This is a genomic window from Nocardioides pacificus, assembly GCF_054775955.1.
Map to the genome: position 1 here is coordinate 188042 of NZ_BAAHCI010000015.1, position 26241 is coordinate 214282.

Below are 26241 nucleotides of genomic sequence, written 5' to 3' on the forward strand. Positions count from 1 at the left end.
ACTGGGTCCCGCGGCCCTCGTTGATCGAGCAGGGCGCGCGCGACTCGTTGATCGAGCAGGGCGCGCAGCGCCCAACGTCGAGATCCCCCCGACCCTCGTTGATCGAGCAGGGCGCGCAGCGCCCAACGTCGAGATCTCCAAGTGCTATTCGCGGCGTGGTCGGTGCCGAACCCAGTCAGGTGGCTGGGCTGGTGGTCGGTCGGGGTCTCGGTGTCGGCGTCGTGGTGGTGGCTGGAACTCGGGCAGCCCGTCGTTGGGGTTGAGTCTGACTTTCCAGGGGGTGTGGTGGATGGTGCGGTGGTGGTGTCCGCACAGCAGCACCATGTTGTCCAAGGATGTGGGGCCGCCGTCGACCCAGTGGGTGATGTGGTGGGCGTGGCACATCACCGGGGGTCGGGTGCAGGCGGGGAACGCGCAGTGGTGGTCGCGTACGACGAGGGCTCGCCACAGCGCGGGGGTGACCAGGCGGTGGGTCCGCCCGACGTCGAGCTGTTCGCTCGGGCCGCCGAGGGCGACGGGGATGATGTCGGCATCACACGCCAGACGTCGCGCGGTGGCCGCGGACATGACGAGTCCTTCGTCGGTGACCCCGAGCCCGGCAGCGAGGTCCGCGGCGAGTCCGGTGGTGACGCCGTTGGTGTCGAGGCCGAGCAGCGGCCAGTCGATCCCACCCTCGAGCGTGACAGGTGCGGTGCGGTTGAGGTGGCCGATCAGAGCTTGGTAGTCGATGGTGACGGTGACCCGCGGCCGGGCGCCGTGGCACTCGGGGGCCTGGTCGGTGTCCAGTCCGTGTTGTGCGTTCTGGATCAGCGCGTCCCACAACCGGGCACCGTGGTCACGCGGATCGGTGACCTCACCACTGCAGCCGTCGTCGTCCTGGGTGCTGTCAGCGAGCGCAGGCTGGGGTTTGGTCAACGGCAGCAGTGCTGCTTTGAGGATGGCGGCGTCCTCGACCGATCCGCGTCCTTTGACGCGGACGCCGCCGGCTCCGTCGTCGACGATGGAGAGGAACCGGTTGAGGTGGGCGGCGCGCTCCTCGCGGTCCAGAGCTTTCTCGAGGTCGCGTTCGGTGCGCTCAGGGTCGATGACGTGGATGAGGTGGCGGGCTGCTTTGGCGAGCTCGGAGGCATCCAAGACCCCGGCCTCCGCCAACAACAGGGCTTCGGCTTCGGCGCGGAGGGTCGGGTTGGTGGGGAGCTGCTCGATGGCCTCCACGATCACCGCTGCCTGCTCGGGTGACACGTCCCCGCGCCGTAGTGCTTCGAGGGTGGCGCGGCGCTCACCGCGCAACAGGCCGGCGTGGTCGACCGCCCGTTTGCCTTGGGCGCGGCGCAGGCCGGCGAGGTGGGTGAACCAGTCCCCGGTCGACGCCCAGGCGAGTTCGGTCTTCGCGGCGGCGCGGGCGTGGACCTCGGCCAGCATCTCGGCTTCGAGGGCAGCGACGTGGGCGCGTATGGCCTCCAACGCGGCGACGCCTTCGAGGAGGTCATCGACAGGGCGGCTGGCCCACAGCACGGCGTCCAGCCCGGCCAAGGCATGGTCGGCCAGACCGAGCGCACCGATGGCACCGGGTGCGGTGTCGTCGGGGCCGTTCGGGGTGGTCGCCATAGAGATCACTCAAACAGGCGGCACCGACATTGACCCCTTGTTTGACCTGGTCTGGTCTCGGATTGTGGACAGTATTCGAAAGTTTTTCTGGCGGCCCACTAACTGTCCACAGGGGGCGGGTTACAGGTGGCGTCTCGACGTCGGTTGCTGCGCAACCTGCTCGACCAGCGAGGGGGCTGGTGGGTCTCGACGTCGGTTGCTGCGCAACCTGCTCGACCAGCGAGGGGCTGCACATTGCGAGGTGCGCCCTAGTCAGGCGACCTGGAGCGAGCGCTTCGAGAGGCCCATCCAGAAGCCGTCGATCACCTGGGTCCCCGGCGTGCCGGGGTCGGTGGCCGCGCCCAGGGTGACGAACAGCGGCGAGTAGTGCTCCACGGTGGGGTGCGCGTAGGGCATGCCCGGGGCGCGGTGGTGATAGTCGGCGAGCGTGTCGACGTCGCCGCGGGCCAGCGCCTCCCCGGCCCAGGCGTCGAAGTCGCGTGACCAGCCGGGGGCGGCGGCCTCGATGCGGAACTCCTTGAGGAACGGCAGGCCGTGGGTGAGGAAGCCCGAGCCGATGATCAGCACGCCCTCGTCGCGCAGCGGGCGCAGCCGCTCGCCGAGCGCGAGCAGGCGCTCCGGGTCGTGGGTCGGCAGCGACATCTGCAGCACCGGGATGTCGGCGTCGGGATACATGATCCGCAGCGGGACCCAGGCGCCGTGGTCGAGGCCGCGCGAGGAGTGCTGGTGGACCGGCTCGCCCGCCGGCATCATCGCCGCGACCCGCTGCGCCAGCGCGGTGGCGTCGGGCGTCTCGTAGGTCATCGCGTAGTACTTGCGGTCGAAGCCGCCGAAGTCATAGACCAGCGGCGCCTGCGAGGCGCTCAGCGAGATCGGCGCCGACTCCCAGTGAGCCGACACGATCAGCACGGCCTTGGGGCGGGGCAGGTCGCGCGCCCACGCCGCCAGCTGCCCCGACCAGATCGGGTCGTCGAGCAACGGCGGGGCGCCGTGGCCGATGTACAGGGCGGGCATGGGAGTGGTCATGGCTCCAGTGTGCCCGAGAATAGTTCAAGTTTCAACTACGCAGGTGGTGCGACGGGCAGCCGCCAGTCGACCGTCGTACCCCCGAGCTGCTCCAGGAGAGCGTTCACCCGGCTGAACGGCCGGGACCCGAAGAACCCGCGGCTCGCCGACAGGGGGGACGGGTGGGGCGAGGAGACCCACGGGACGGGGCCGAGCATCGGGGCGAGGCTCTGGGCGTCGCGGCCCCAGAGGATCGCGGCGAGCGGGCCGCCGCGGCGGGCGAGGGCGTGGATCGCGCACTCGGTGACCTCCTCCCAGCCGCGACCGCGGTGCGAGGCGGCCTCGCCGGGGCGCACGGTGAGCACGCGGTTGAGCAGCATCACGCCCTGGTCGGACCAGGCGGTCAGGTCACCGTGCTCGGGGGGCTCGATGCCCAGGTCGGTGCCGAGCTCGGTGTAGATGTTGGTGAGGCTGCGCGGAACGGGGCGTACGTCGGGCGCGACGGCGAAGCTGAGTCCGATCGGGTGGCCTGGCGTCGGGTAGGGGTCCTGGCCGACGATCAGCACCTTCACCTGCGCCAGCGGGCGCTGGAAGGCGCGCAGGACCTGGTCCCCGGCGGGGAGATAGGGCCGACCCGCTGCGAGCTCCTCGCGCAGGAAGAGCCCCATCGCCCCGATCCGGTCGTCGACCGGGGCCAGGGCCTCGGCCCAGTCGGGGGCGACCAGGCCCTTGTCCACGAGTCCTGCCAGTGCGCTCACGGGCGACATTGTGCCGGGTTGCCCGCGAGCGATCGTCGACCTCCGGCGCGTCCGGTCCCGTCGCGCGTGCACTTCCGGCGGGTCAGCGGTAGACATGGAGCTCGCAGGTGGAGCCGACGAGGCACCTGAGGGGCACCCCGGCGGCTGGAGGGAGTCAGCTGATGAACGACGAGATCGCTCACCGCTTCGGGGCCGGGCGGGAGGCTCGACGTGACGCACGCCGGGCCGTCGCCTCGGCCGCCCGCCGGCTGGCCGAGGAGCGGCTGCTGATCGGTATGGCGGGCAACGTCAGCCTGCTGGTCGCCAGCGAGCTGGTCGCCGTGACCGCGACCGGTGTCGTGCTGCACGGCTGCCGTCCCGAGGACGTGTCGTTCGTCGACCTGTCCGGGAAGGTGGTCGAGGGCTCGCTGCGTCCGACCTCGGAGCTCGACCTCCACCTCGCGGTGTACGACGCCGACCCCGCTGCAGGAGCAGTCGTTCACACCCACGCGCCGTACTCCACCGCGGTGGCGTGCGTGCTCGACGAGCTGCCGGTGATGCACTACGAGCAACTCCTGCTCGGTGGCACCGTGCGGGTCGCGCCCTACACGACGTTCGGCACGCAGGAGCTCGCGCTCGCCGTCCGCGACGCCCTCGTTGGGCGCTCCGCCGCCCTGATGGCCAACCACGGCTCGGTCGCGCACGGGGCGACGCTGAGCCAGGCGATCGAGCGCGCGCTGCTCCTCGAATGGCTGTGCCAGCTCCACTGCCGGGCCTCGGCGCTGGGCACCCCGCGCGTCCTCAGCGAGGATCAGCTCGCCGATGTCGTCGACGCGGCGGTGCGGCGCAACTACGGCCGCCCTCAGCAGAACCCGTGAGGAGAAGTCGGGCGTCGGCCCTGCGCCCCTGGCGTGACCCGTGCGACCGCCCCGCTTCCGTCGTACAGGAGAATCGCTGACCATGAAGTTCACCGAGCGTGAGATGACCGTCGCCGTCGAGGCCGTCGCCCGCCAGCTGTACGTCGCGAAGCGGGCGCCGTGGCGGCGCGGCGGCGCGGACGCGTCGTGGGACGCGCAGGCGCCCATCGACAAGTACAACCACAAGGCCGCCGCCGGTGAGATGGTGCTGCCCGCCCTGCTGGCGCTGCCCGAGCGGCCGACGGTGGGGGCGACGCCGCAGTTCAGCGACGAGGAGTACGCCGCGGCCGCCGAGGAGGCCGCGCGCTCGATGATGGACCACCGCAAGCCCGGTTCCTGGGACGCGACCGGGCAGCGCCAGCGGGCGCTGATCGTCAAGGCCAACGCGGCGCTGACGCGGGCGGCCGTCGAAGCGATGCCGCTGCGCCAGGACCCCGACGCGCTGATCGTCCCGGACGACCTCGGCGGTCTCTGACCGACCCGTCAGCGGGTGGGGCGGGCCAGGCGGTCGAGGAAGGCCACCAACAGGGCCTCGCGCATCGCGGGGCTCGCCACGTCGAGGAGCGCGTTGACCTCAGCCATCCGCTCGGGCATCGCCAGCGAGCCCCCGCCCCCGTCCTCGCTGCTGCCCCCCACGAGCCCGGCGGCGGCCAGCAGCCCGTCGAAGTCGTCGTCGCTCAGCGCGGCAGGGTCGAGCGCCTCGATGAAGGCGACGATCCCGGGGTCCACGCTCACCGGGCCGGCGGCGACCGCCGCGTCGACCGATGCCCGCAGGGCGCTCAGGAACTCGTCGACGTGCGGCAGCGTCGCGGCGCTCACCGACAGGTGGATGGTCGGGGGCTGATCGCCGTGGGTCATCTGCGGCTGCACGAACCAGCCTCGCGCGGCCATCTCGTCGCACACCGTGAAGGCGTCGCACGACCCGTCGGTCGCCAGCGCGATCAGCGTCGAGTCGGGGGAGACCACCAGCCGCAGCGCGGGGAGCGCGACCAGCCCGGCCACGATCGCGTCCACCGCCGCGAACACCTCTCGCGCCAGCGTCAGGTAGCCGGCGTCGCCCAGCGTCTCCACCACGGCCCACGCCCCGGCCAGCGGCCCGCCCGACTTCGTCGACTGCATCGTGGTGTTGAGCATCGTGTAGCCGGGCCAGCGCGCCGAGGAGAAGTACTGCGGGCGGCGCAGCGCAGCGTTGCGGTGCAGCAGCAGCGAGGTCCCCTTGGGGGCGTAGCCGTACTTGTGCAGGTCGACCGAGATCGAGGTGACGCCGTCGACCGCGAACGTCCAGGCGGGTACGTCGCGCCCCAGCCGCGCGGCGTACGGCAGCACCCAGCCGCCGATGCACGCGTCCACGTGGCAGCGCACCCCGCGCGCAGCAGCGGCCGACGCCACCTCCGCCACCGCGTCCACCACCCCGTGGGCGTAGGACGGCGCCGAGACCACGACCAGCACCGTGTCGTCGTCGATCGCCGCGGCCATCGCCGCGGGCACCGTGCGGAAGTCGGGGCCGACGGGCACCATCACCGCCTCGACGCCGAAGTAGTGCGCGGCCTTGTGGAACGCCGCGTGCGCGGTCTCGGGGATCACCATCCGCGGGCGCGCGATGTCGGGGCGCGCGTCGCGCGCGCCCTGCACCGCCAGCAGCACCGACTCCGTGCCGCCGGACGTCACCGTGCCGACCGCGGACGCCGGAGCGTCGAGCAGGTCGCAGGCGAAGCCGACCAGCTCGTTCTCCATCGTCAGCAGGCTCGGGAACGCCGTCGGGTCGAGGCCGTTGGACCCGGCGTAGGCCGCCACCGCCTCGCGCCCGATCCGGTCCACGTCCGCGAGCCCCGAGTCGTAGACGTAGGCCAGCGTCCGGCCGCCGTGCACCGGCAGGTCGCCGGTCTGCAGCTCGCGCAGTCGGGCCAGGGCGTCGCTCATGCGGAGGTCCTCTCGGTGGGGGCGGACGCGGCGTCGACCGACGCGGCGTCCAGGGAGTAGCGGGCCAGCCACAGCAGGCTGACGACGATCAGGACCGCGGGCAGCAGCGAGAAGCCGAGCACGATGGCCGCCACCGCGGAGTCCGGCTGGACGGCGTCGCCGTCGGTGGAGGAGACGTAGCCGCCGGTGGCCAGGAGCACGGCGAAGACCCCGGGCCCGAGCGCCAGGCCAAGTGTCTCGCCCGCCGTCCAGACGCCGGTGTAGACCCCCGCCCGGTTCTCACCCGTACGACGCGCGTCGACCGCCGCCGCGTCGGGGAGCATCGCCATCGGGAAGACCTGGCAGCCGGCGTAGCCGACGCCGACCAGCGCGGTCGCGCCGAACACTCCGGCGGCAGGCATCCACGAGGCCATCACGAGCAGACCGGCGCCGGCCGCCAGGAAGAGCGACGACGCGACGTACCCACGCTTCTTGCCGATCCGCTGCCCGATCCGCGCCCACAGCGGCGTGAGCACCAGCGCCGGCCCGACGAAGCAGACGAAGAGGATGGTCGAGGCGCCCTGGCGCTCGAGCACGTCGCCGGCGACGTAGTCGACGCCGGCCAGCATGCAGCCCACCGCCAGCGCCTGCAGCACGAACGTCGTCAGCAGCAGCCGGAAGTCGCGCGCGCCCGCCACGACCGCGAGCTGCTCGCGCAGGGTCCCGGTGCCGGGGGCGGTGGTGCCGACCGGGGCGCGGCGGGTGCCGCGATAGGAGAGGACGACGCCGAGCGCGATCAGCGCGGCCATCGCGACGCCCATCGCGCGATAGCCGTCACGCCCGCCGATGCCGTCGCGGATCAGCGGCGCCGAGGCGCCGGCCACCAGGATCGTCAGCGCGAGGATCGCCACCCGCCAGGTCATCAGCCGGGTGCGCTCGTCGTAGGAGTCGGTGATCTCGGCCGGCATCGCGACGTAGGGGACCTGGAAGAACGCGTAGGCCGTGGCTGCGGCGAGGAAGAAGACCAGCACCCACGCGGCCTCCGCGACCGAGGAGTCCCAGGCCGGCCCGGCGAAGATCAGCGCGAAGCAGACCGAGAGCGTCAGCCCGGCCCGCAGCAGCCAGGGGCGGCGTGGCCCGCGCGGGTCCTGGGTGCGGTCGCTGATCCGCCCGGCGATCGGGTTGAGCACGACGTCCCAGAACTTCGGCAGGAACACGATGAACCCCGCCCACAGCGCGGCGATGCCGAGGCTGTCGGTGAGGAACGGCAGCAGCATCAGCCCCGGCACGGTCCCGAAGGCGCCGGTGGCGACCGAGCCCGAGCCGTAGCCCAGCCGCACCCCGCGGGGGAGGACGTCGAGTGACATGGGTCGCACCCTAGCGACGTCCACCCCCCGGTGGGTGGGATCAGGCAGGTGGGATCAGATGCCGCAGTTGGGAGCGTCCCAGAAGACCCGGTTGGGCTGGATGTCGACGTGGGTGTGGTCGTTGTGACCGGGGTAGCCCGGCCCGAGGATCGTGTTGAAGGCCGTGTAGCGGGCGCCCTGCGCGATCTGGCAGAACGACGGGGTCCCGCCGATGCCGGTGAAGTCCAACGCCCGGCCGTAGGTGTGCTGGCCGGAGCCGCTGCCGCCGACCGACTTGTCGCAGGCCTGGGACCGGAAGCCCGAGGTCACCCGCAGCGGCTTGTTGCCCAGGCGCTGCCGCAACGCCTCGGCGCGCCACATCGCACGCTCGAGGTTCTCCTTGACCTGGGCCGCGCTCACCGAGCCGCCGCTGTAGCCGCCCGCGCCGCAGCCGCCGTCGACCTCGGCCCAGGTGAAGTTCGCGGTGGAGCAGTCGTCGTCCTGGAGCGCATAGATCTTCGCGAACGTCTGCGGGCCGGCGAGGCCGTCGGCAGTGAGGCCGTAGGCGCTCTGGAAGTTGCGGACGGCGGTCGTCGTGGCCGGCCCGTAGCTGCCGTCGATGCCGAAGTTCACGCCGTACCCGGCCCAGCCGGCGACGCGGACCTGGAGCTCGGTGACGTCGGCGCCGGTGGCGCCCGGGGCGAGGTTGCGGCTCCAGCTGTAGCAGCCGTCGGCCATCGCCGGGGCGCTGGTCACCGACGTGACGCCGACCAGCGCGGCCATCGTCAGCAGAAGGGCGGACAGGACGGAGAGAGCGCGTCTGCGCATGGGTGTGCTCCTGAGGTTCCCGAGAACGGGCCGCGAGGGCCCCTTGGGAACAGATCGTGCCGCGAAAGCACGGGGAGCACCAGCACCTGGAGATGACGGTCCGGTGTCGGGCCGGCTACCGGTCCGACCACTTCTCGAACCACTCGTCGAGCAGACGCCAGGTCGTGTCCCGCGCCCGGCGCCCGGCGATCATGCCCAGGTGTCCGCCGGGGACGACCTCGAAGCGGACCTCGGGGGCCCCCGTCAGCAGCGGGACCACGGCCTTGACTGCGGGCACCGGCGCGATGCCGTCGGTGTCGCCGCCGAAGACCAGCACTGGCACCGCGATCTCGGCGAGGTCGATGGTGCGGGTCCCGAGGGGGAAGGAGCCGCGCCGCAGCGCATTGCCCTTGATGAAGCGGTGGTAGATCTGCCCGAACGTGCGCCCGGGGTAGGCGATCATGTTGGCGGTGAAGCGGTCGACGGCCTCGATCTGGGCGAGGAAGTCGGCGTCGTCGAGGTGGGTGGCCACGGCGAGCGGCTTGGTCACCAGCTTCTGGATCGACGACACCTGGAAGGCCCAGCGCACCAGCGGCTTGGGGGCGCCGCCCATCGCCTGATAGCTGCGGGTGATCAGTCCGCGCCCCTCGGTGAGGTTCAGCAGCGGCCGGAACGGCGCGATGATCGGCACCTGCCGGGTGTCCACGGGCGAGCCGACGATGCTCAGCGACGCGATCGGCAGGTCCGGCCCGTCGGCAGCGGTGAGCATCGCGAAGATCCCGCCGAGGCTCCAGCCCACGACATGCACCGGACGTCCGCCGGCGTGGGCGGACACCTCGCGGATCGCGGTCGGGACGACCTCGTCGATCCAGTGCTCCATGCCGAGCGCGCGGTTGCGGAACGACACCTCGCCGTACTCCACCAGGTAGGTCGGGCGGCCCTGGTCCACGAGGTGCTCGACCAGCGAGCAGCCACGACGCAGGTCGAAGCAGAGGCTCGGCGCCGCCAGCGGCGTCACCAGCAGCACCGGGTCGCCGGTCGCGGGCACGCCGGCGCGGGGGCGGTAGTGGTAGATCTCCCGCAGCTCGCCCTCGTCGACGAGCGTGCGCGGCATCGGCCGCAGATCGGCGATCCCGCCGTAGAGCACCTTGTGCGCGACGTTGCTGGCGGCCGCGACCACCTGGTCGGGCTTGGGGATCAGATCCATGCTGCACCTTCTCGTGGCATCTGACGCGCCTCATGCATCTGCGGCTCGGCGGGCTTGGACCGTGGGATAGACACGGTGTCATGAAGTGGAAGCGGACGGCAGCAGCAGGTACGGCGGCGCTCGGCGCGCTGGGGGCGATCGGTGTGCACGACCTGCGCCAGAGGCAGCACGCGATCCTGCGCAACTTCCCCATCATCGGGCACGGGCGGTTCCTCATCGAGCGGGTCGGGCCCGAGCTGCGGCAGTACATCGTCACCTCGAACGACGAGGAGCGCCCCTTCAGCCGTGACCAGCGCAGCTGGATCTATGCCAGCTCCAAGCTCGAGAACAACTACTTCGGGTTCGGCACCGACAACGACGTCGAGCGGGTCGTGGGCTATCCCGTGATCAAGCACCGGACCTTCACCGGGCAGGGGCCGGCGACGCACCCGCACACCGAGGAGGGCGTGCCGCTGCCCGGCGCCAAGGTGATGGGCGGGGCCCGGGGACGGCGCCACGCCTTCCGCCCGGCGTCGGTCGTGAACATCTCCGGGATGAGCTACGGCTCGCTGTCGCACGCCGCGATCGAGGCGCTCAACCGGGGAGCGGCGATCGCCGGAACGCTGCACAACACCGGCGAGGGCGCGCTCTCGCCGTACCACCGCCACGGCGGGGAGATCATCTTCCAGATCGGCACGTCCTACTTCGGCTGCCGCGACGAGGACGGCAACTTCGACCTCGAGCGACTCAAGCAGGTCGTGGAGTCCGCGCCGGTGCGCGCCATCGAGATCAAGCTCAGCCAGGGGGCCAAGCCGGGGCTCGGCGGGATGCTGCCGGGAGCCAAGGTGAGCGACGAGATCGCGGAGATCCGTGGGATCAAGGCCGGGGTGGACTGCGCCTCGCCCAGCCGGCACCAGGTCTTCCACGACGTCGACTCGATGCTGGACTTCGTCGAGCTCGTGGCCGACGCCACCGGTCTTCCGGTCGGGATCAAGTCGGCCGTCGGAAACCTCGACTTCTGGGACGAGCTGGTCTCGCTGATGAGCTCGCGCGAGCGCGGTGTCGACTTCGTCAACATCGACGGCGGCGAGGGTGGCACCGGGGCGGCGCCGATGATCTTCGCGGACGCGGTCGCCTATCCGTTCCGCGTCGGGTTCTCAGAGGTCTACAAGCGGTTCGCGGCCGCCGGCCTGGCCGACGAGGTCACCTTCGTCGGCGCCGGCAAGCTCGGCATCACCGAGAACGCCGTGGTCGCCTTCGCCTTGGGCGCGGACCTGGTCAACGTCGGCCGGGAGGCGATGCTGGCGATGGGCTGCATCCAGGCCCAGAAGTGCCACACCGACCACTGCCCGGTGGGCGTGGCCACCCAGAACCCGCGCTACGTCCGGGGGCTGGACCCGGACCTGAAGAGCGTACGCGTCGCCAACTACCTCGTCTCGCTGCGCCGCGACCTGCTCAAGATCTCCGAGGCCGTGGGCGTGGCGCACCCGGGACTGATCACCCCCGACGACGTGGACCTGATGGACGGGCAGAAGGGCATGTCGCCGCTGTCGGAGGTCTACGGCTACCAGCCCGGCTGGGGCACGCTCGGGCCGGGCATCGTCCAGGACGTCGCCGGCCTGATGCAGCCCCGCGTCCCCGGCTCGGAGTCGCCCCCCACCGACTGAGGGCACGGGCCCAGCTGCGTCGGCTAGCTGCGTCGGGCGGGGCGGACCACCTTGCCGTGGTCGGGCCGGGTGGCGGCCAGCTCCTCGAGGAAGCGGTTGGCCCACTTGGACACGTCGTTCTCGCCAACGGTCTTGCGCATCGCCTTCATCCGCCGGGTGATCTCCTTGGGCGGCGCCTCGTAGGCCTCCATCAGCGCGGACTTCATCCCGTTGATGTCGTAGGGGTTGACCAGCCACGCCTGACGCAGCTCCTCGGCGGCGCCGGCGAACTCGGAGAGCACCAGGGCGCCGTCGTTCTCGAGCCGGCACGCGACGTACTCCTTGGCGACGAGGTTCATCCCGTCGCGGAAGGGCGTGACCACCATGATGTCGGCGGCGCGGTAGAGCGCGGCCATCTCCTCGCGCGGGTAGGACGAGTGCAGGTAGGAGATCGCCGGGGTGCCGATCCGGCCCAGGTCGCCGTTGATCCGGCCGACCAGGCGGTCGATGTCGTCGCGCAGGATGCGGTACTGCTCGACACGCTCGCGCGACGGGGTCGCGACCTGGACGAAGACCGCGTCCTCGACGTCGAGTCGGCCCTCGGCGAGGAGCTCGCTGAAGGCGCGCAGCCGGGCGAAGATGCCCTTGGTGTAGTCGAGCCGGTCGATGCCCAGCAGGATCTTGCGGGGGTTGCCGAGCGCGTCGCGGATCTCCTGCGCGCGCTTCTCGACGCCCTCGGAGCGGGCCAGCTCCTCGAAGCCGTCGACGTCGATCGAGATCGGGAACGCGTGCGCCTTCACCGAGCGCCCGTCGGGCAGGTAGACCATGTCGCGGTGCGTCTTGTGTCCGACCCGCTGGCGGACCAGGCGGATGAAGTTCTGCGCCGCGCCGGGGAGCTGGAAGCCGACCAGGTCGGCGCCGAGGAGCCCCTCGAGGAGCTGACGACGCCACGGCAGCTGCTGGAAGAGCTCGGCGGGCGGGAAGGGGATGTGCAGGTAGAACCCGATGCGCAGGTCGGGACGCAGGTCGCGCAGCATCTGCGGCACCAGCTGCAGCTGGTAGTCCTGGACCCACACGGTCGCGCCCTCGGAGGCCAGCTCGGCGGCCTTCTCGGCGAAGCGGCGGTTGACCACGACGTAGGACTCCCACCACTCACGGTGGAACTCCGGCTTGGCCACGAGGTCGTGGTAGAGCGGCCACAGGGTGCCGTTGGAGAAGCCTTCGTAGAACTCCTCGATCTCCTGCGCGCTCATCGAGATCGGGACCAGCGAGAGGCCGTCGTCGACGAACGGGTCAAGCTCCTCCTCGTCGCCGCCGGGCCAGCCGATCCAGGCGCCGTCGTTGGCGCGCATCACCGGCTCCAGCGCACTCACCAGGCCGCCGGGGGAGCGGCGCCAGCCCAGGCTCCCGTCGGCGTTGGTCACCCGATCCACGGGCAGACGGTTGGCCACGATGACGAGGTCTGCCGTGCCGATGTGCGTCACGCCAGCCACCCTAGTGCTTCGAGACAATCAGTGCTTCCGGGCGACACGGCCCTGCGGAGCTCCTGACACGGTCAGCGCGGCGATCGCGGTGGTGATGGGGACGGCGAGCACCAGGCCGATGCCCGAGGCGAGGGTCCGCACGATCTCCTCCACGATGGGGTCGTCGAGGAGCACGTGACCCAGCGGTCGGTCGTAGAGCGAGAGGAGCAGCAGCAGGGCGAGCGCACTGCCCGCGTAGGCGAAGACGATCGTGTAGATCGTGGAGCCGATGTGGTCGCGTCCGATCCGCATGCCGCTGGCGAACAGGCTCGCCCGCGACATCTCGGGGGCGGCGGATCGCAGCTCCCACACGGCGGACGACTGGGTGATCGTCACGTCGTTGAGCACGCCGAGGCCGGCGATGATCACCGCGGCGGTGAGCAGCCCCTGGAAGTTGATGTCGGGGGCCTGCGAGACCAGGGCCATCGCCGTCTCGTCGCTCACGCCCGACAGGCGGGTCGCGCCCACCGCCCACCACCCGATCAGGGCGGTCACCAGGACCCCGAGCAGCGTCCCGGCGAGCGCCGTACTGGTCCGCAGGGAGATCCCGTGGGCGAGGTAGAGCACCACGAACATGATCGCCGAGGACCCCACCAGCGCCACCGCCGCGCCGTTCTCCCCGGCGAGCAGGGCGGGCAGCATGAACCACGCGAGCGTCGCCCCGGCGATGCCCAGCCCGACCAGCGCGAGAAGACCGCGGACCCGGGCCACCAGCGCGACGACCAGGACGAAGGCGATCGCCATCGCGGTCAGCGGCAGCGGTCGCTCGATCCCGATGTAGCCGTACGACGCGGCGCGCTCGGCCGTGGCGGGGATCAGCATCAGCTTCACCGTGTCCCCCTCGCGCAGCCCCGAGTCGGCCACCTCGGACGGCACGGTGAGCGTGACCTCCTCGCCGTCCACGTCCGAGACCAGCCGGTTGCAGTCGGCGGCAGGGGCGGTGCCCCCGTCCTCGGAGGAGATCACCGGGCAGGGCGGCCCCAGCGAGACCACCTCGGCCGAGGTGAACGAGACCCCCTCGGCGGCGTAGGCCACCGCCTCGGGGACCTCGTCGTCGGCCGGCCAGAGCAGGAGCAGTCCCAGCACCGTGCCCAGGCCGGCGAGCGCGAGGAACGCGAGCAGCACGATCCGCGCCGTGCGGCCGACCTCGACCTCGGGCGGGCGCCCGTGCGCGTGGCTGTGCCCGGGCGGCGGTCCTTGATCCATGGCGGGAATCTCTCACGTCGGGTCGTGGCGGGGGAGGGGCGGCCCCGCGTGCCGAGTGAGTCGGGTCCAGCGGCCTGCCCAGCGACCTGCCCGGCGACCTGCTCAGCGGCCGTCGGGGAAGTCCACGCCGATCTGCGCGCGGATCGCATCGAGCTGGCGCATCAGCGTCAGCGTCTGCTCGTGGGGCACCAGCGGGCTCTCGACCAGCCCGGCGCGCAGGCAGCGGCCCACCTCGGCGATCTCGTTGCCGTAGCCCTGGCCCAGCACCGGCTCCTCGGTGGTGATGGCAACCGGCTCGGCGTGACCGGCGGCGTCCGCGCCGCGTGCGTCGTACGGCGTAAACGTGATCGACGTCGGGTGGTGGAAGTCGACGATGTCGATGCGGCCCAGGTCGGTCGCGATGGCGGCCGCCCGCGACGACCACGACGTCATCGACGCCGACATCGTGGCCAGCGCGCCGCCGGGGTAGCGCCCGGTCATGGCGACGTCGAGGTCGATGCCGGCGTCCGAGAGGGTGGCGCTGGCGCGCAGCTCCTCGGCGGGGCCGAGCAGCAGGTGGGCGAAGGTGAGGGGATAGATCCCCATGTCGAGCAGGGCGCTGGCGCCCAGGGCCGGGTTGAGCATCCGGTCGTCCTCGGAGGCGTCGACGCGGAAGCCGAGCTCGGCGTGGAGCGCGCGGGGGGTGCCGAGGCGGCCGGTGGCCAGGACGCTGCGCAGCTCCTTGACGAGCGGGTGGCAGGCCGTCCACATCGCCTCCATCAGGAACAGGCCCCGCTCGCGGGCCAGCGCCACCATCTGCTCGGCCTCGGCGACGTTGAGCGTCAGCGGCTTCTCGCAGAGCACGTGCTTGCCGGCCTCGAGCGCCAGGCGGGCGTCGGCCAGGTGGCGCGAGTGCGGCGTCGCGACGTACACGACCTCGACGTCCGGGTCCGCGACGAGCTCGGCGTAGGAGCCGTACGCCGTAATCGAGCCGCCGTCGGAGTCCGCCCCCGAGCCGGTGTCGAACTCGTCGGCGAACTCCTGGGAGCGCTCGACGCTGCGGGAGCCGACCGCGACCAGGCGGGCGCCGGGTGTGGCGGCGAGGTCGCGGGCGAAGGTGTGGGCGATCTTGCCGGTGGCCAGGATCCCCCAGCGCACGTCGGTGTCGGTGGTCATGACCTGAGGCTAGTGCGGCGGTGGGCCAGACCCGGCGCCGCGCCGCGCCGAACGAATGACACCGTTGTGGTTCGTCGCCTAGAGTGGGGTTCCCAGCAGCACTGACTCACGCCACACCGCATTCATCCACCGCACCCATTCCTGGGGAGACCTTCCATGGACGCCGCAAACGCCTTCCAGGGGCACGAGGCCCCGGAGCAGAGCCTGTCCGACCGGGACCGCGAGATCCTGGAGTTCGAGCGCCAGTGGTGGAAGTACGCCGGCGCCAAGGAGCAGGCGGTGCGCGAGAAGTTCGACATGTCGTCGACGCGCTACTACCAGGTGCTCAACGCCCTCATCGACAAGCCCGAGGCCCTCGAGGCCGACCCGCTGCTGGTGCGCCGGCTGCGTCGGCTGCGCGCCGCCCGCCAGCGCCAGCGCTCGGCCCGCCGCCTCGGCTTCGACGTCTGAGATCTTCGATGACCTTCCTTCCCCGACGTGACGAGCGCGGCGTGGCGCTGCCGTCCCCGCTCGTGATGCTCAGCGTGATCGCCGTCGCCATGGCCGGCATCGCCTTCGTCGCCACCCAGGACGGCGACAACGACGAGACCGTCCAGATCGTCTCCAAGCAGCCGTCCCCCTCTGAGTCCCCGACGCCGAGCGAGGCCCCGGCCACGACGAAGCCCAAGCCCGAGAAGAAGGCCCCGGTCGTCAAGCGCGGCGAGGTCTACGTCGAGATCTTCAACAACTCCGGCATCACCGGGCTCGCCGGCTCGACGGCCACCAAGGCCTCCGGCGCCGGGTGGCAGGTCGTCGGCTCCGACAACTGGGTCGGCACCATCCCGGCCTCGACGGTCTACTTCCCGCCGCGCCTCAAGGACGCCGCCACGATGCTGGCGCGCGACCTGGGCGTCAAGCGACTGATGCCGGCGGTGGCCCCGATGCGCTTCGACCGGCTCACGGTCATCCTCACCGCCGACTACAGCTGATCCGGGCCGGGACCGCTCCAGTCCGGGTCCGCGCGACGGGTGGTTCCGTGATTGGCTGTCTCCATGGAGTTCACCTCCCCTGAGGGCGAGCAGCGCTACGCCGCCCTGGTCCGGGTCGCCGCGTCGACCGTGGTCGGTCTCGACTTCGACGGCACGCTGTCGCCGATCGTCGACGACCCCACCGAGGCCCACATCCACGCCGACGCCCCGGGCGTCCTGGTCGACCTGGCCGAGGCGGTGCTCGCGATCGCGGTCATCACCGGCCGGCCCGCCCGGCAGGCGCTCGCGCTGGGCGGTCTCGACGAGGTCGGCAACCAGCTCGGCGACGTCGGCCGCGAGCTCTACCTCTTCGGTCAGTACGGCAACGAGCGCTGGTCCTCGACCAACCGCCGGGTGGTCTCCCCGCGCCCGCCGCACGGTCTCTCGTCGTTCATCGCCGCCCTCCCGGCCACGCTGCGCCGCGTCGGCGCGGCCGACGCCTTCGTCGAGGAGAAGGGGCTCGGCGTCGCCGTGCACACCCGCCGGCTTCCCGACCCGGCCGGCTCGTTCGCGCGGCTGCTCACCCCGGTCTCGGAGCTGGCCGAGAAGCACGGCCTGGCGGTGGAGCCGGGGCGCAACGTGGTCGAGGTGCGCTCGCCCGGCATGCACAAGGGCAACGCCGTCCACCTGATCGCCGAGGAGGTCGGCGCCGAGGGCTTCCTCTTCGCCGGCGACGACCTCGGCGACGTCGAGGCCTTCAAGGCGGTCGCCGAGCTGCGCGACGCGGGCAAGGCCACCCTCCTGGTCTGCTCGGCCTCCGACGAGCAGAGCGCGCTGCTCGAGCTCGCGGACGTCGTCGTGAAGGGTCCCGACGGCGTGATGGAGCTGCTGCGCCAGCTCACCGCCGACGCCCTCGCCGCCCGCTGAGTCGGCGCAAGCGCACGTCGTACGGCGGTCGAGTCGGCGCAAGCGCGTTCTGAGGGGTACGCGTTAGCGCCGACTCACGGGAGTGCGTCTCGAATTGTGGACGGCGTGTGCACATGTTGAGACGGCGACCGTACTCTTGCGGAAGCTCATCGAGAGGGACTGAGGGAACGGCCCAGTGAAGTCCCGGCAACCGCCACGTTCTCCCTGCTTCGGCAGTCGTGGAAACGGTGCTAATTCCGCCCACGGCGAGGTACGTCGCGGGGAAGATGAGGAGGAGGTCACTCATGAGCGCTGTTGACACGTCGGTCGAGCTCGAGGCTCGTCCCACCGATCAGTCCGGCACCCCTGTTCTGCGCGAAGGCGCCTTCGGCAACGCGACCGGCCTCGCCTGTCGCGAGTGCGGCCACGAGATCGCTCTCGGCCCCCACTACGCCTGTCCGGAGTGCTTCGGCCCCCTCGAGATCGCCTACGCCTTCCCCGCCGTCACCCGGGCGGAGATCGAGGCCGGTCCGCGCAACATCTGGCGCTACAAGGCGCTGCTCCCGGTGCCCGACGACATCGAGGAGAGCCCCAACATGGAGCCGGGCTTCACCCGGCTGCTCAAGGCGCACAATCTCGGTCGCGAGCTCGGCATCGACAACCTGTGGGTCAAGGACGACTCGACGAACCCGACGAACTCCTTCAAGGACCGCGTCGTGGCCTGCGCCCTGTCGGCGGCCCGCGAGTTCCACAGCAAGGTGTTCGCCTGCCCCTCGACCGGCAACCTCGCCAACGCCGTCGCGGCGGCCGGTGCTCGGGCCGGGATCAAGACGGTGGTGTTCATCCCGTCCAACCTGGAGAAGCCCAAGCAGGTCAACTCGGCGGTCTACACCGACTCGCTGGTCGCCGTCGACGGCAACTACGACGACGTCAACCGGCTCGCCTCCGAGATCGCGGGCGAGGAGGACGGCTGGGCGTTCGTCAACGTCAACGTCCGGCCCTACTACGCCGAGGGCTCCAAGACCCTGGGCTACGAGATCGCCGAGCAGCTCGGCTGGCGGCTGCCCGACCAGGTCGTCATCCCCGTCGCGTCCGGCTCGCAGCTCACCAAGGTCGACAAGGCCTTCCAGGAGCTGATCACGCTCGGCCTGGTCGAGGACCGGCCCTACAAGATCTACGGCGCGCAGGCCACGGGCTGCTCGCCGGTGTCGGTCGCGTTCAAGGACGGCAAGAACGTGGTCCGCCCGGTCCGCCCGGACACGATCGCCAAGTCGCTGGCGATCGGCAACCCGGCCGACGGGCCCTACGTGCTCGACATCTGCCGCCGTACCGGTGGAGCCGTCGAGGACGTCACCGACGACGAGGTCCGCGCGGGCATCCTGCTGCTGGCCCGCAACGAGGGCATCTTCACCGAGACCGCGGGCGGCACCACCGTCGCCGTGCTCAAGAAGCTGGTCGAGACCGGCCAGCTCGACCCCACCCTCGAGACCGTCGTCATCAACACCGGCATGGGTCTGAAGACCCTCGACGCGATCTCCGACCAGGTCGGTCCGGCCGCCACGATCGCGCCGTCGTACGCCGCGTTCGCGGCCACCGGCCTCGCCTGACCGACCCCCCGCACCCCAGAGGAGCCACGCACATGGGCGTTTCCGTCCGCATCCCCACCATCCTGCGCACCTACACCGGAGGTGAGTCGGAGGTGAGCGCCGAGGGCGCCACGCTCAGCGAGGTCCTCGACGACCTGGAGTCCAGCTATGCCGGGATCCGGGCGCGGATCCTCGACGACGCGGGCCAGCTGCGCCGCTTCGTCAACGTGTACGTCGGCAACGAGGACGTGCGCTTCCTCGAGGACCTGGCGACGCCCACGCCCGACGGCGCCCAGATCTCGGTGATCCCGGCGGTCGCCGGCGGCTGACGGGCTTCGTCGGTCCCGTCCCCTGGTCCCGTGTCGCAGGGGCAGCAGGCGGCGACCAACGGCCGGCCGACGGTGACCTTCGCCCCTGGGAGCAGGGGTGGGGTGCGGAGGCACGCTGGAGGTGCCGGACGGCCCCGGGTGTGGCGCTGCAGGGCCGGCCCGGGGACTGGAGGCACGCAGCATGACCGTCTTCTTGAATCGGGAGGACGCCGGCCGGCGGTTGGCCGCCGCCCTGGCCCACCTGCGACACGAGGACCCGGTGGTGCTCGGGATCCCGCGCGGCGGCGTCGCGGTCGCGGCCGAGGTCTCGCGCGGACTGTGCGCCACCCTCGACGTCGTCGTCGTCCGCAAGCTCGGCGTGCCCCGACAGCCCGATCTGGCCATGGGCGTGGTCGGCGAGGGCGGCGTCGTCATTCACCACCAGCAGGTGATCGCCGAGCAGCACATCGCAGGCCACGATCTCGCCGACGCCCGTCGTCGCGAGGACGCCGAGGTCGCCCGCCGGGCGCGGAGGTGGCGCCGCGGTGCGCCCCGGGTCGCGCTCGCGGGCCGGGTGGTGGTGCTCGTCGACGACGGGATGGCCACCGGCGCCACGATGCAGACCGCCTGCCGGGTGGTGCTCGCCGAGGGGGCGCGCCGGGTCGTCGTCACCGCGCCGGTCGCCTCCTCGGACGCGGTGGAGCTGCTCGCGGATCTCGCCGACGAGGTGGTCGTGCTCGGCACGCCCGCGACGTTCTCGAGCGTCGGTGAGTGGTACGTCGACTTCGAGCAGGTCTCCGACGACGACGTGACCCGCGTGCTCACCGAAGGGCCGGCCGGGCGCACCTGCGCGGACGTGCACGTCCCCGTCGTGTCCGTGCTCCCCGAGGCGCGGTCGGACCTGACGTCGCAGCTGACGCAGGGAGACAGGCTGGGGGGCCTGCTGACCATTCCGCCCGCCGCCGCGGGGATCGTCGTCTTCGCTCATGGGGCCGGCAGCGATCGGTCGAGCGCGCGCAACGGGCACATCGCCGAGGAGCTGTGCCACCTCGGGCTGGCCACGCTGCTGCTCGACATGCTCACCCCCGACGAGGCGGCCGAGGGCGCCGACATCGGCGTCGAGGCCCTGGGGGCGCGTCTTGTCGCCGTGTGCCGGTGGCTGGCGCTGGACCCCCGCACGGCGGGACTTCCGGTGGGGCTGTTCGGGGCCGGCTCCGGGGCGGCCGCCGCACTCGTGGCGGCGTCGGATCCGGCTGCCGGCATCCGGGCCGTGGTCTCGCGGGGCGGCCAGCTCGAGCAGGCCGCAGATCGGCTGCCCAAGGTCAGTGCTCCGACCCTGCTCGTCGTGGGCGGGGCCGACACCGACGTGCTGACAGGCAACGAGCAGGCGCAGCACCGGCTCGGGTCCCTCAACGAGCTGGTCGTCGTGCCGGGGGCCGGTCACTTCTTCGAGGAGCCGGGGGCCCTCGACGCGGTCAGTCGGGTGACGAGCCACTGGTTCACGGAGCGGCTGGGGGCTCCGGGCATGTGACGAGCCGACCACGACGGCTCGCCGTGGTGGCGGCGATCGGCCGGTGCCGGCGTGGGTAGGCTGACCGGACGCAGCCCCGGATCACGCAGCACCGTCACAGAGGAGAATCATCGTGGGTCAGTCCCTGCCGCCCCAGGCTGCGATCGACCTCGTGTCGAGCTATGCGCGGCGGCGCGGTGACGACGTGGAGCTGGTGCTGCGGGACCCGAGCGACGACATCACCGGTGAGCAGCTGGCGCTCACCCTGCGCAGGACCCGCGGCGACCGCACCCGGCGCGTGCGCGGCACCTGTGAGCTGGTGGCGGGAGCGGACCGCCGTCTCGTCGCTCGGGCGCCGCGGGCGGAGCTGTCCGACGGCATCTGGGACATCATCCTGCGTGAGGGGGAGGGGCGTCGGCGGGTGGGCGCCCGCCTCCTGGTGCAGGGGGAGCGGCCCGTCGTCCTGCTGTGGGGGGCGCAGAGCACGGAGTCGCGGCTGCCAGAGCCGCACCCACGGCCACGGTCGGCCGCGATCGAGCAGAGCGCCGAGCACGGCCCCGGGGCGCGCCTGGGAGTCGCCCTCCCTCGTCTTCGCCCGCTCGCGGGATCCGTCGTACGCCGCCTGCGCGCAGTGCGGCGCTGACGTCAGAGCAGGTGGGAGAAGGCCCGTCGGACGCCCTCGGCGGCGACGCCGGGAGCCTCGGCGCGCAACGCCACCAGCCTCTCCCATCCCGGGCTGGCCAGGAGCGACGCGGGAGCCAGCGCCCGAGAGCGGGTGAGCACAGCCTCGGGCACGGCCTGGGGATCAGGCGCCACAGCGGCCTCGAGCCAGTCGTCGTACCCCGGCAGCACGCCCTTGCGTGAGGCGTCCGGGCAGAGGACCACCACGACGCCGGTGGGCTGGGTGTCCACCTCCAGGACGATCGTGTCGGGCCGCAGAGCGCGTAGCGCCTCCGCCGCCTTGTAGACGTCGCCGGTCCAGTTGCGGGTGGTCCGCTTGCGGTTCGCCTCCTCGACCGATCGCGGGAGCATGTCGTCGAAGACGATCACCGAGCAGGGGTGGCTGAAGCGCTCGACGGCGAGGTAGTCGCGCAGGGCGTACTCCGCGAGGTGCATGCCGTCGATGAAGGCGAGGTCGACCACGGGGATCGGCAGGTGCGCCAGCGGCCGGCGACGTGCGAAGAACTCGTCACTGCCGATCCGAGCGAGATGGACGTCGGCCTGCAGCTCGGCCTGGATCGCGTAGTCCGGGTCGATGCCCACGCTCGGGACCCGCGAGAGCTGGAGGCTCTGTCCGCGGTCGATCCCGGTCTCGACATAGGTGCGGGGTCGGATCCGCTCGTGAAGGATCGAGAGGAATTCGTGGCGCTCCACTCGGGACCTCTTTCGGTGGCGGCAGGACGCGCCGACTGTACACAGCGCCGGCCCCTCGCCCCGGCCCCTGCCTGCAGATCGACCGCCCCCGTTCACTCGGGGTTGTCGGCGGGTTCAGCCTGCTCTGGTTGAACGGTCCGGTGGGAGAACCCGGAAGGATCGTGCTGGGGTCCGCGCTCGTCGCGGGCGTGGCCGGCGTCGGGCTGGGGTACGGCGCGCGCTCGGTGCTGCGCCGCCAGGCCGCGGTCGCCCGCGCCGTGATCGGCAAGCCGTTGGGCGAGGAGGCGCTGCTGGCCGACCGGGTCTACAAGTCGCGGTACGGCGACCCGCTGGACCTGCTCCTGGTCGGGGACTCGATCGCGGCCGGACTGGGCGCCGAGGAGGCCCGGGGCACCCTCGGGGCGCGGCTGGCCCGCAAGGTCGCCAAGCGCACGCAGCGCGCCGTACGCCTGACGACCGCGGCGCGGGTGGGCGCCGAGAGCAGCATGCTGGCCGACCAGCTGGCGGCGCTGCCCGGTGACTTCCGAGCCGATGTCGCGGTGATCGTCGTGGGTGGCAACGACGTGACCCACCGGGTCCCGGTGGCCACCTCCGTGCGGCACCTCGAGGAGTGCGTGAGCGCCCTGCAGGAGCGCGGCTGCAGTGTCGTCGTCGGCACCTGCCCGGACCTGGGCATGCTCCGCCCGGTGCCCCAGCCGCTGCGGGCCCTGGGGTCGCGGGCCTCGCGTCAGCTCGCGGTCGCGCAGCGCGACGCGGCGCTGCGCCTCGGGGCGCGGGTGATCACCCTCAGCGACGTCGTGGGCCCCTTCTTCATCACGAACCCCGACGAGATGTTCAGCCTGGACCGCTTCCACCCCAGCGCCCTGGGCTACAAGCGCACCGCCAAGGCGATGCTGCCCTCGGTGCTCGCGGCACTGGGGGTCGACGGCGTCGTGCCGTTCGGGCATCACGCGCCGGTGGGGGCGGGGTGAGGTGCTGCAGGTTTCCCCGGTCGACCGGGGATCGCTGACGTTGTTGGGCGAAGTATCGGCCGACAACGTCAGGTTTACCCGGCCGACCGGGGAAACCGACGCCCCCTACCCTGACCAGATGCCTACCGTCCTGCTCGTGACGTTCCCGCTGCTTCCCGACGGCGAGCCGGCGGGAGAGCTGCTCGTGACGGCGTTCGCGGCTCGCGGCGTCGAGGCGCAGTGGGTGTGCTGGGACGACGCCGGCGTCGACTGGGCGGGGGCCGACGTGGTGGCGGTGCGGTCGACGTGGGACTACCACCGGCGGCTGCCGGAGTTCCTCGCCTGGGCCGCGGCGGTGGACGAGCAGACCACGCTGCTCAACGGGGCTGACGTCTTCACGTGGAACGCCGACAAGGCCTACCTCGCTGAGCTCGCCGACGCTGTGCCGGTCGTCCCTACCGCCACGCTCGACGACGCCGACCTGCGGCCGGGGCTGCAGGCGGCCATCGATGCGTACGGCGCGGTGGTCGTCAAGGCGCGCACCGGGGCCGGCGGCGTCGGCGTGGTGGTCGCCGAGAGCACCGACGACGAGCGCCTGGCCGGGCTGAGCGCCGGTCCGTGGGTCGTCCAGCCGCTGGTCGAGTCCGTGCGGACCACCGGCGAGAGCTCGGTCTTCGTGCTCGACGGGCGCGCGGTTTCCCAGGTGGACAAGCTGCACGCGGGCGAGGAGATCCGCGTGCACGGGGCGTACGGCGGGTCGTCGCGGCCGGTCGCCCTGGACCCGGTGCTGGCCGTGGCCGCCGAGCGAGCCCTGGCGGTCGCCGCCCGCCGGCTGGGTCGTCCGCTGACCTACGGCCGCGTCGACCTGATGTCCTACGGAGGGGAGTCGGTGGTCAGCGAGCTCGAGCTGATCGAGCCGGGCCTCTACCTCGACATCGTCCCCGCGAACGCCGACGCGTTCGCCGATCTGGTGACGTCCCTCCTCGCCTGATCGCTTTGCACTCTCTGGGGTCGAGTGCTAAACATGACGTTGGCACTCTCATGATGAGAGTGACAGATACCGGACCGGCAAGTTGAGGTCTGCAGCGTCGGCGGGAAGGGTCCGCCGGTACGGCCAGATCGTCCGTCGCGGGCAACGACCCGGTCCGACACTCTCTAGCGTGAAGGAATCGCAGGAGACATGGCGAAGCTGATTGCTTTCAATGAGGAGGCCCGGCGCGGCCTCGAGCGTGGAATGAACACGCTCGCCGACGCCGTCAAGGTCACTCTCGGTCCCAAGGGCCGCAACGTCGTCCTCGAGAAGAAGTGGGGCGCTCCCACGATCACCAACGATGGTGTGTCCATCGCCAAGGAGATCGAGCTCGAGGACCCGTACGAGAAGATCGGCGCCGAGCTGGTCAAGGAAGTTGCCAAGAAGACCGACGACGTCGCCGGTGACGGCACGACGACCGCGACCGTTCTGGCCCAGGCCATGGTCCGCGAGGGTCTGCGCAACGTGGCCGCGGGTGCGAACCCGATGGGCCTCAAGCGCGGCATCGAGCAGGCCGTCGAGGCGGTCTCCGCTCAGCTGCTGAGCATGGCCAAGGACGTCGAGACCAAGGAGCAGATCGCCTCCACGGCCTCGATCTCCGCTGCTGACACCACGGTCGGCGAGATCATCGCCGAGGCGATGGACAAGGTCGGCAAGGAAGGCGTCATCACCGTCGAGGAGTCGAACACCTTCGGGCTCGACCTCGAGCTCACCGAGGGGATGCGCTTCGACAAGGGCTACATCTCGGCCTACTTCGTGACCGACCCCGAGCGGATGGAGACGGTCCTCGAGGACCCCTACATCCTGATCGCCAACTCGAAGGTCTCGAACGTCAAGGACCTGCTGCCGCTGCTCGAGAAGGTCATGCAGTCCGGCAAGCCGCTGGTCATCATCGCCGAGGACGTCGACGGCGAGGCTCTGTCCACGCTGGTCGTCAACAAGATCCGCGGCACCTTCAAGTCCGTCGCCGTCAAGGCTCCGGGCTTCGGTGACCGCCGCAAGGCCATGCTGCAGGACATCGCGATCCTGACCGGTGGCCAGGTCATCTCCGAGGAGGTTGGCCTCAAGCTCGAGTCGGCCGGCATCGAGCTCCTCGGCCAGGCCCGCAAGGTCGTCATCACCAAGGACGAGACCACGATCGTCGAGGGCGCGGGCGACACCGGCCAGATCGAGGGACGGGTCAACCAGATCCGCGCCGAGATCGAGAAGTCGGACTCCGACTACGACCGCGAGAAGCTGCAGGAGCGCCTGGCCAAGCTGGCCGGCGGCGTTGCGGTCATCAAGGTCGGCGCGGCCACCGAGGTCGAGCTCAAGGAGCGCAAGCACCGCATCGAGGACGCCGTTCGCAACGCGAAGGCTGCCGTCGAGGAGGGCATCGTCGCCGGCGGTGGCGTGGCGCTCGTCCAGGCCGCCGCGATCGTGTTCCCGAAGCTCGAGCTCGAGGGTGACGAGGCCACCGGCGCGAACATCGTGCTGAAGGCCACCGAGGCCCCGCTCAAGCAGATCGCGATCAACGCCGGCCTCGAGGGCGGCGTCGTGGCGGAGAAGGTGCGCAACCTGACCCCCGGTCACGGTCTCAACGCGGCCAACGGCGAGTACGTCGACATGATCGCCGAGGGCATCATCGACCCGGCGAAGGTGACGCGCTCCGCGCTGCAGAACGCCGCGTCGATCGCCGCGCTGTTCCTCACCACCGAGGCCGTCGTGGCCGACAAGCCGGAGAAGGCGGCGCCCATGGGCGGCGACCCGTCCGGTGGCATGGGCGGAATGGACTTCTGAGTCCGACGCTCCACTAGCACCACACAGCAGGGCCTCGGTCTTCGGACCGGGGCCCTGTTGCCTGTGTCAGGCAGAGACGGTGCCAGGCGAGACGGGGTCAGGCGCCGCCGGTGGCACGGGCGGTACGACGAGACGACAGGCCCCGGGCTCGGCGAACGGCAGCAGCGCGCTGCCCTCCGCGTTCGCGCCGTACTCCGCGAGCACGCCGCGGACCAGGCCCAGGTGGACGCTGCACACCACGTCGGGCTGGCGGTGGGCGGCCTCCAGCAGCGGACAGCGGGTCAGCCGGACGTTCTCCGGCTGCTCGTCCTGGGTCTCGGGGTCGAAGCCGAGGTCGTCGAGCAGGTCCACGACCTGCTGGCGCGCCGCCTCGGGAGCCACCGGAGCGGCGCCCCGGTCGCCGGCCAGCTGACGTCCCCAGGCCTCGCCGGCCTCGGCGGCGTCGCGCTGCGGGTCGGGGCTGTGCTTGGCGATGCTGACGGCCAGCGCCGAGGCGAGCCCGGCGTACTCCGAGCGCTGCGGCTCCTCGGCGACCATCTCGTAGAGCCAGGCGGGACGACCGCGTCCGGAGGGCAGCGCCCGGGTGCGGCGCACGAGCCCGCGGCGCACCAGCCCGTCGAGGTGCTCGCGGACGGTGTTGCCGTGCAGGCCCGTGGCCGACACGATCGCGGCCTGGGTCGTCGGATCGGGCTGGTCGCGCAGCTTGGCGAGGATCGCGGCGCGGGCGGGGGAGAGGGGGCGCGGGGTGCCGCCCAGGCGGGGGCCGAAGCCGGCGGGCCGGTCCGACGGGAACCATGCTGCATTTTCCACGGGTCC

25 protein-coding genes and 1 riboswitch are annotated in these 26241 nt (G+C 71.8%); of the genes, 13 read left to right on the forward strand and 12 right to left on the reverse strand.

The features are described from left to right. Window positions 1-144: 144 nt before the first annotated feature. The 3 genes from ACYU7L_RS19470 to ACYU7L_RS19480 all read right to left on the reverse strand — a co-directional run bounded on the left by ACYU7L_RS19470 (window position 145) and on the right by ACYU7L_RS19480 (window position 3371). The gene (locus tag ACYU7L_RS19470; protein WP_460800226.1) at window positions 145-1608 is read right to left on the reverse strand and encodes an HNH endonuclease signature motif containing protein; all 1464 of its coding nucleotides are present in this window, start codon (window positions 1606-1608) and stop codon (window positions 145-147) included. A 252-nt stretch (window positions 1609-1860) separates the two neighbouring features. Then, window positions 1861-2634, reverse strand: coding sequence for a dioxygenase family protein (locus ACYU7L_RS19475; protein WP_460800227.1), 774 nt, complete (start codon window positions 2632-2634; stop codon window positions 1861-1863). A gap of 35 nt (window positions 2635-2669) precedes the next feature. Next, complete coding sequence (locus ACYU7L_RS19480) at window positions 2670-3371, reverse strand: uracil-DNA glycosylase (protein ID WP_460800228.1); 702 nt, start codon at window positions 3369-3371, stop codon at window positions 2670-2672. A 161-nt stretch (window positions 3372-3532) separates the two neighbouring features. Between ACYU7L_RS19480 and ACYU7L_RS19485 the strand changes: the two genes are divergently transcribed. Continuing rightward, window positions 3533-4228, forward strand: coding sequence for a class II aldolase/adducin family protein (locus ACYU7L_RS19485; protein WP_460800229.1), 696 nt, complete (start codon window positions 3533-3535; stop codon window positions 4226-4228). Window positions 4229-4310: 82 nt separating this feature from the next. Further along, the gene (locus ACYU7L_RS19490; protein ID WP_460800230.1) at window positions 4311-4742 is read left to right on the forward strand and encodes a hypothetical protein; all 432 of its coding nucleotides are present in this window, start codon (window positions 4311-4313) and stop codon (window positions 4740-4742) included. Window positions 4743-4750: 8 nt separating this feature from the next. On the opposite strand, the gene ACYU7L_RS19495 is transcribed toward ACYU7L_RS19490, so the two are convergent. The 4 genes from ACYU7L_RS19495 to ACYU7L_RS19510 all read right to left on the reverse strand — a co-directional run bounded on the left by ACYU7L_RS19495 (window position 4751) and on the right by ACYU7L_RS19510 (window position 9526). Beyond that, entirely contained in the window at window positions 4751-6187 is a 1437-nt protein-coding gene (locus ACYU7L_RS19495) for a pyridoxal phosphate-dependent decarboxylase family protein (RefSeq protein WP_460800231.1), read from the reverse strand. Continuing rightward, window positions 6184-7533 (reverse strand): MFS transporter, encoded by a 1350-nt coding sequence (locus tag ACYU7L_RS19500; RefSeq protein WP_460800232.1) that lies wholly within the window; start codon window positions 7531-7533, stop codon window positions 6184-6186. The genes ACYU7L_RS19495 and ACYU7L_RS19500 overlap by 4 nt, the downstream gene beginning before the upstream one ends. Window positions 7534-7587: 54 nt before the next feature. Further along, a complete protein-coding gene (locus ACYU7L_RS19505) occupies window positions 7588-8340 on the reverse strand; it encodes a D-Ala-D-Ala carboxypeptidase family metallohydrolase (RefSeq protein ID WP_460800233.1) in 753 nt (250 codons plus the stop codon). 115 nt (window positions 8341-8455) lie between these two features. After that, window positions 8456-9526: an alpha/beta fold hydrolase gene (locus tag ACYU7L_RS19510; RefSeq protein ID WP_460800234.1), complete on the reverse strand. Its 1071-nt coding sequence runs from the start codon at window positions 9524-9526 to the stop codon at window positions 8456-8458. A gap of 80 nt (window positions 9527-9606) precedes the next feature. On the opposite strand from ACYU7L_RS19510, the gene ACYU7L_RS19515 reads away from it, so the two are divergent. Then, complete coding sequence (locus ACYU7L_RS19515) at window positions 9607-11172, forward strand: glutamate synthase-related protein (RefSeq protein WP_460800235.1); 1566 nt, start codon at window positions 9607-9609, stop codon at window positions 11170-11172. Window positions 11173-11195: 23 nt separating this feature from the next. Here ACYU7L_RS19515 and ACYU7L_RS19520 read toward each other — a convergent pair whose 3' ends face one another. The 3 genes from ACYU7L_RS19520 to ACYU7L_RS19530 all read right to left on the reverse strand — a co-directional run bounded on the left by ACYU7L_RS19520 (window position 11196) and on the right by ACYU7L_RS19530 (window position 15035). Further along, a complete protein-coding gene (locus tag ACYU7L_RS19520; protein WP_460800236.1) occupies window positions 11196-12635 on the reverse strand; it encodes an alpha,alpha-trehalose-phosphate synthase (UDP-forming) in 1440 nt (479 codons plus the stop codon). Between the two features lie 27 nt (window positions 12636-12662). Beyond that, window positions 12663-13880 (reverse strand): YibE/F family protein, encoded by a 1218-nt coding sequence (locus ACYU7L_RS19525; RefSeq protein ID WP_460800237.1) that lies wholly within the window; start codon window positions 13878-13880, stop codon window positions 12663-12665. Window positions 13881-13982: 102 nt separating this feature from the next. Continuing rightward, window positions 13983-15035, reverse strand: a complete 1053-nt coding sequence (locus tag ACYU7L_RS19530) for a Gfo/Idh/MocA family protein (RefSeq protein WP_460800238.1) — start codon at window positions 15033-15035, stop codon at window positions 13983-13985. Window positions 15036-15191: 156 nt separating this feature from the next. On the opposite strand from ACYU7L_RS19530, the gene ACYU7L_RS19535 reads away from it, so the two are divergent. The 7 genes from ACYU7L_RS19535 (at window position 15192) to ACYU7L_RS19565 (ending at window position 20935) form a co-directional block, all read left to right on the forward strand. After that, on the forward strand, window positions 15192-15485 hold the full coding sequence (locus tag ACYU7L_RS19535; RefSeq protein WP_460800239.1) for a DUF3263 domain-containing protein: 294 nt from the start codon (window positions 15192-15194) through the stop codon (window positions 15483-15485). A gap of 8 nt (window positions 15486-15493) precedes the next feature. After that, window positions 15494-16003, forward strand: coding sequence for a LytR C-terminal domain-containing protein (locus tag ACYU7L_RS19540; protein WP_460800240.1), 510 nt, complete (start codon window positions 15494-15496; stop codon window positions 16001-16003). A 63-nt stretch (window positions 16004-16066) separates the two neighbouring features. Continuing rightward, the gene (gene otsB, locus ACYU7L_RS19545; RefSeq protein WP_460800241.1) at window positions 16067-16909 is read left to right on the forward strand and encodes a trehalose-phosphatase; all 843 of its coding nucleotides are present in this window, start codon (window positions 16067-16069) and stop codon (window positions 16907-16909) included. Window positions 16910-17052: 143 nt separating this feature from the next. Next, a riboswitch (SAM riboswitch) is annotated at window positions 17053-17182 on the forward strand. 11 nt (window positions 17183-17193) lie between these two features. Beyond that, the gene (thrC, locus tag ACYU7L_RS19550) at window positions 17194-18495 is read left to right on the forward strand and encodes a threonine synthase (RefSeq protein WP_460800242.1); all 1302 of its coding nucleotides are present in this window, start codon (window positions 17194-17196) and stop codon (window positions 18493-18495) included. A 32-nt stretch (window positions 18496-18527) separates the two neighbouring features. Next, entirely contained in the window at window positions 18528-18803 is a 276-nt protein-coding gene (locus ACYU7L_RS19555) for a MoaD/ThiS family protein (protein WP_460800243.1), read from the forward strand. Window positions 18804-18984: 181 nt separating this feature from the next. Further along, window positions 18985-20313 carry a phosphoribosyltransferase family protein gene (locus ACYU7L_RS19560; RefSeq protein WP_460800244.1) on the forward strand — a complete coding sequence of 443 codons (1329 nt, stop codon included), beginning with the start codon at window positions 18985-18987 and terminating at the stop codon, window positions 20311-20313. A gap of 112 nt (window positions 20314-20425) precedes the next feature. Continuing rightward, on the forward strand, window positions 20426-20935 hold the full coding sequence (locus ACYU7L_RS19565) for a hypothetical protein (protein ID WP_460800245.1): 510 nt from the start codon (window positions 20426-20428) through the stop codon (window positions 20933-20935). A 2-nt stretch (window positions 20936-20937) separates the two neighbouring features. Here ACYU7L_RS19565 and ACYU7L_RS19570 read toward each other — a convergent pair whose 3' ends face one another. After that, window positions 20938-21666 (reverse strand): class I SAM-dependent methyltransferase, encoded by a 729-nt coding sequence (locus tag ACYU7L_RS19570; RefSeq protein ID WP_460800246.1) that lies wholly within the window; start codon window positions 21664-21666, stop codon window positions 20938-20940. A gap of 161 nt (window positions 21667-21827) precedes the next feature. Here ACYU7L_RS19570 and ACYU7L_RS19575 point away from each other — a divergent pair, with 161 nt between their 5' ends. The 3 genes from ACYU7L_RS19575 (at window position 21828) to groL (ending at window position 25425) form a co-directional block, all read left to right on the forward strand. Beyond that, entirely contained in the window at window positions 21828-22637 is an 810-nt protein-coding gene (locus tag ACYU7L_RS19575; protein WP_460800247.1) for an SGNH/GDSL hydrolase family protein, read from the forward strand. Between the two features lie 118 nt (window positions 22638-22755). Then, window positions 22756-23607: an ATP-grasp domain-containing protein gene (locus ACYU7L_RS19580; protein ID WP_460800248.1), complete on the forward strand. Its 852-nt coding sequence runs from the start codon at window positions 22756-22758 to the stop codon at window positions 23605-23607. 189 nt (window positions 23608-23796) lie between these two features. After that, window positions 23797-25425: a chaperonin GroEL gene (groL, locus tag ACYU7L_RS19585; protein ID WP_460800249.1), complete on the forward strand. Its 1629-nt coding sequence runs from the start codon at window positions 23797-23799 to the stop codon at window positions 25423-25425. A gap of 66 nt (window positions 25426-25491) precedes the next feature. On the opposite strand, the gene ACYU7L_RS19590 is transcribed toward groL, so the two are convergent. Next, on the reverse strand, window positions 25492-26235 hold the full coding sequence (locus ACYU7L_RS19590; protein ID WP_460800250.1) for a helix-turn-helix transcriptional regulator: 744 nt from the start codon (window positions 26233-26235) through the stop codon (window positions 25492-25494). Window positions 26236-26241: the final 6 nt, after the last annotated feature.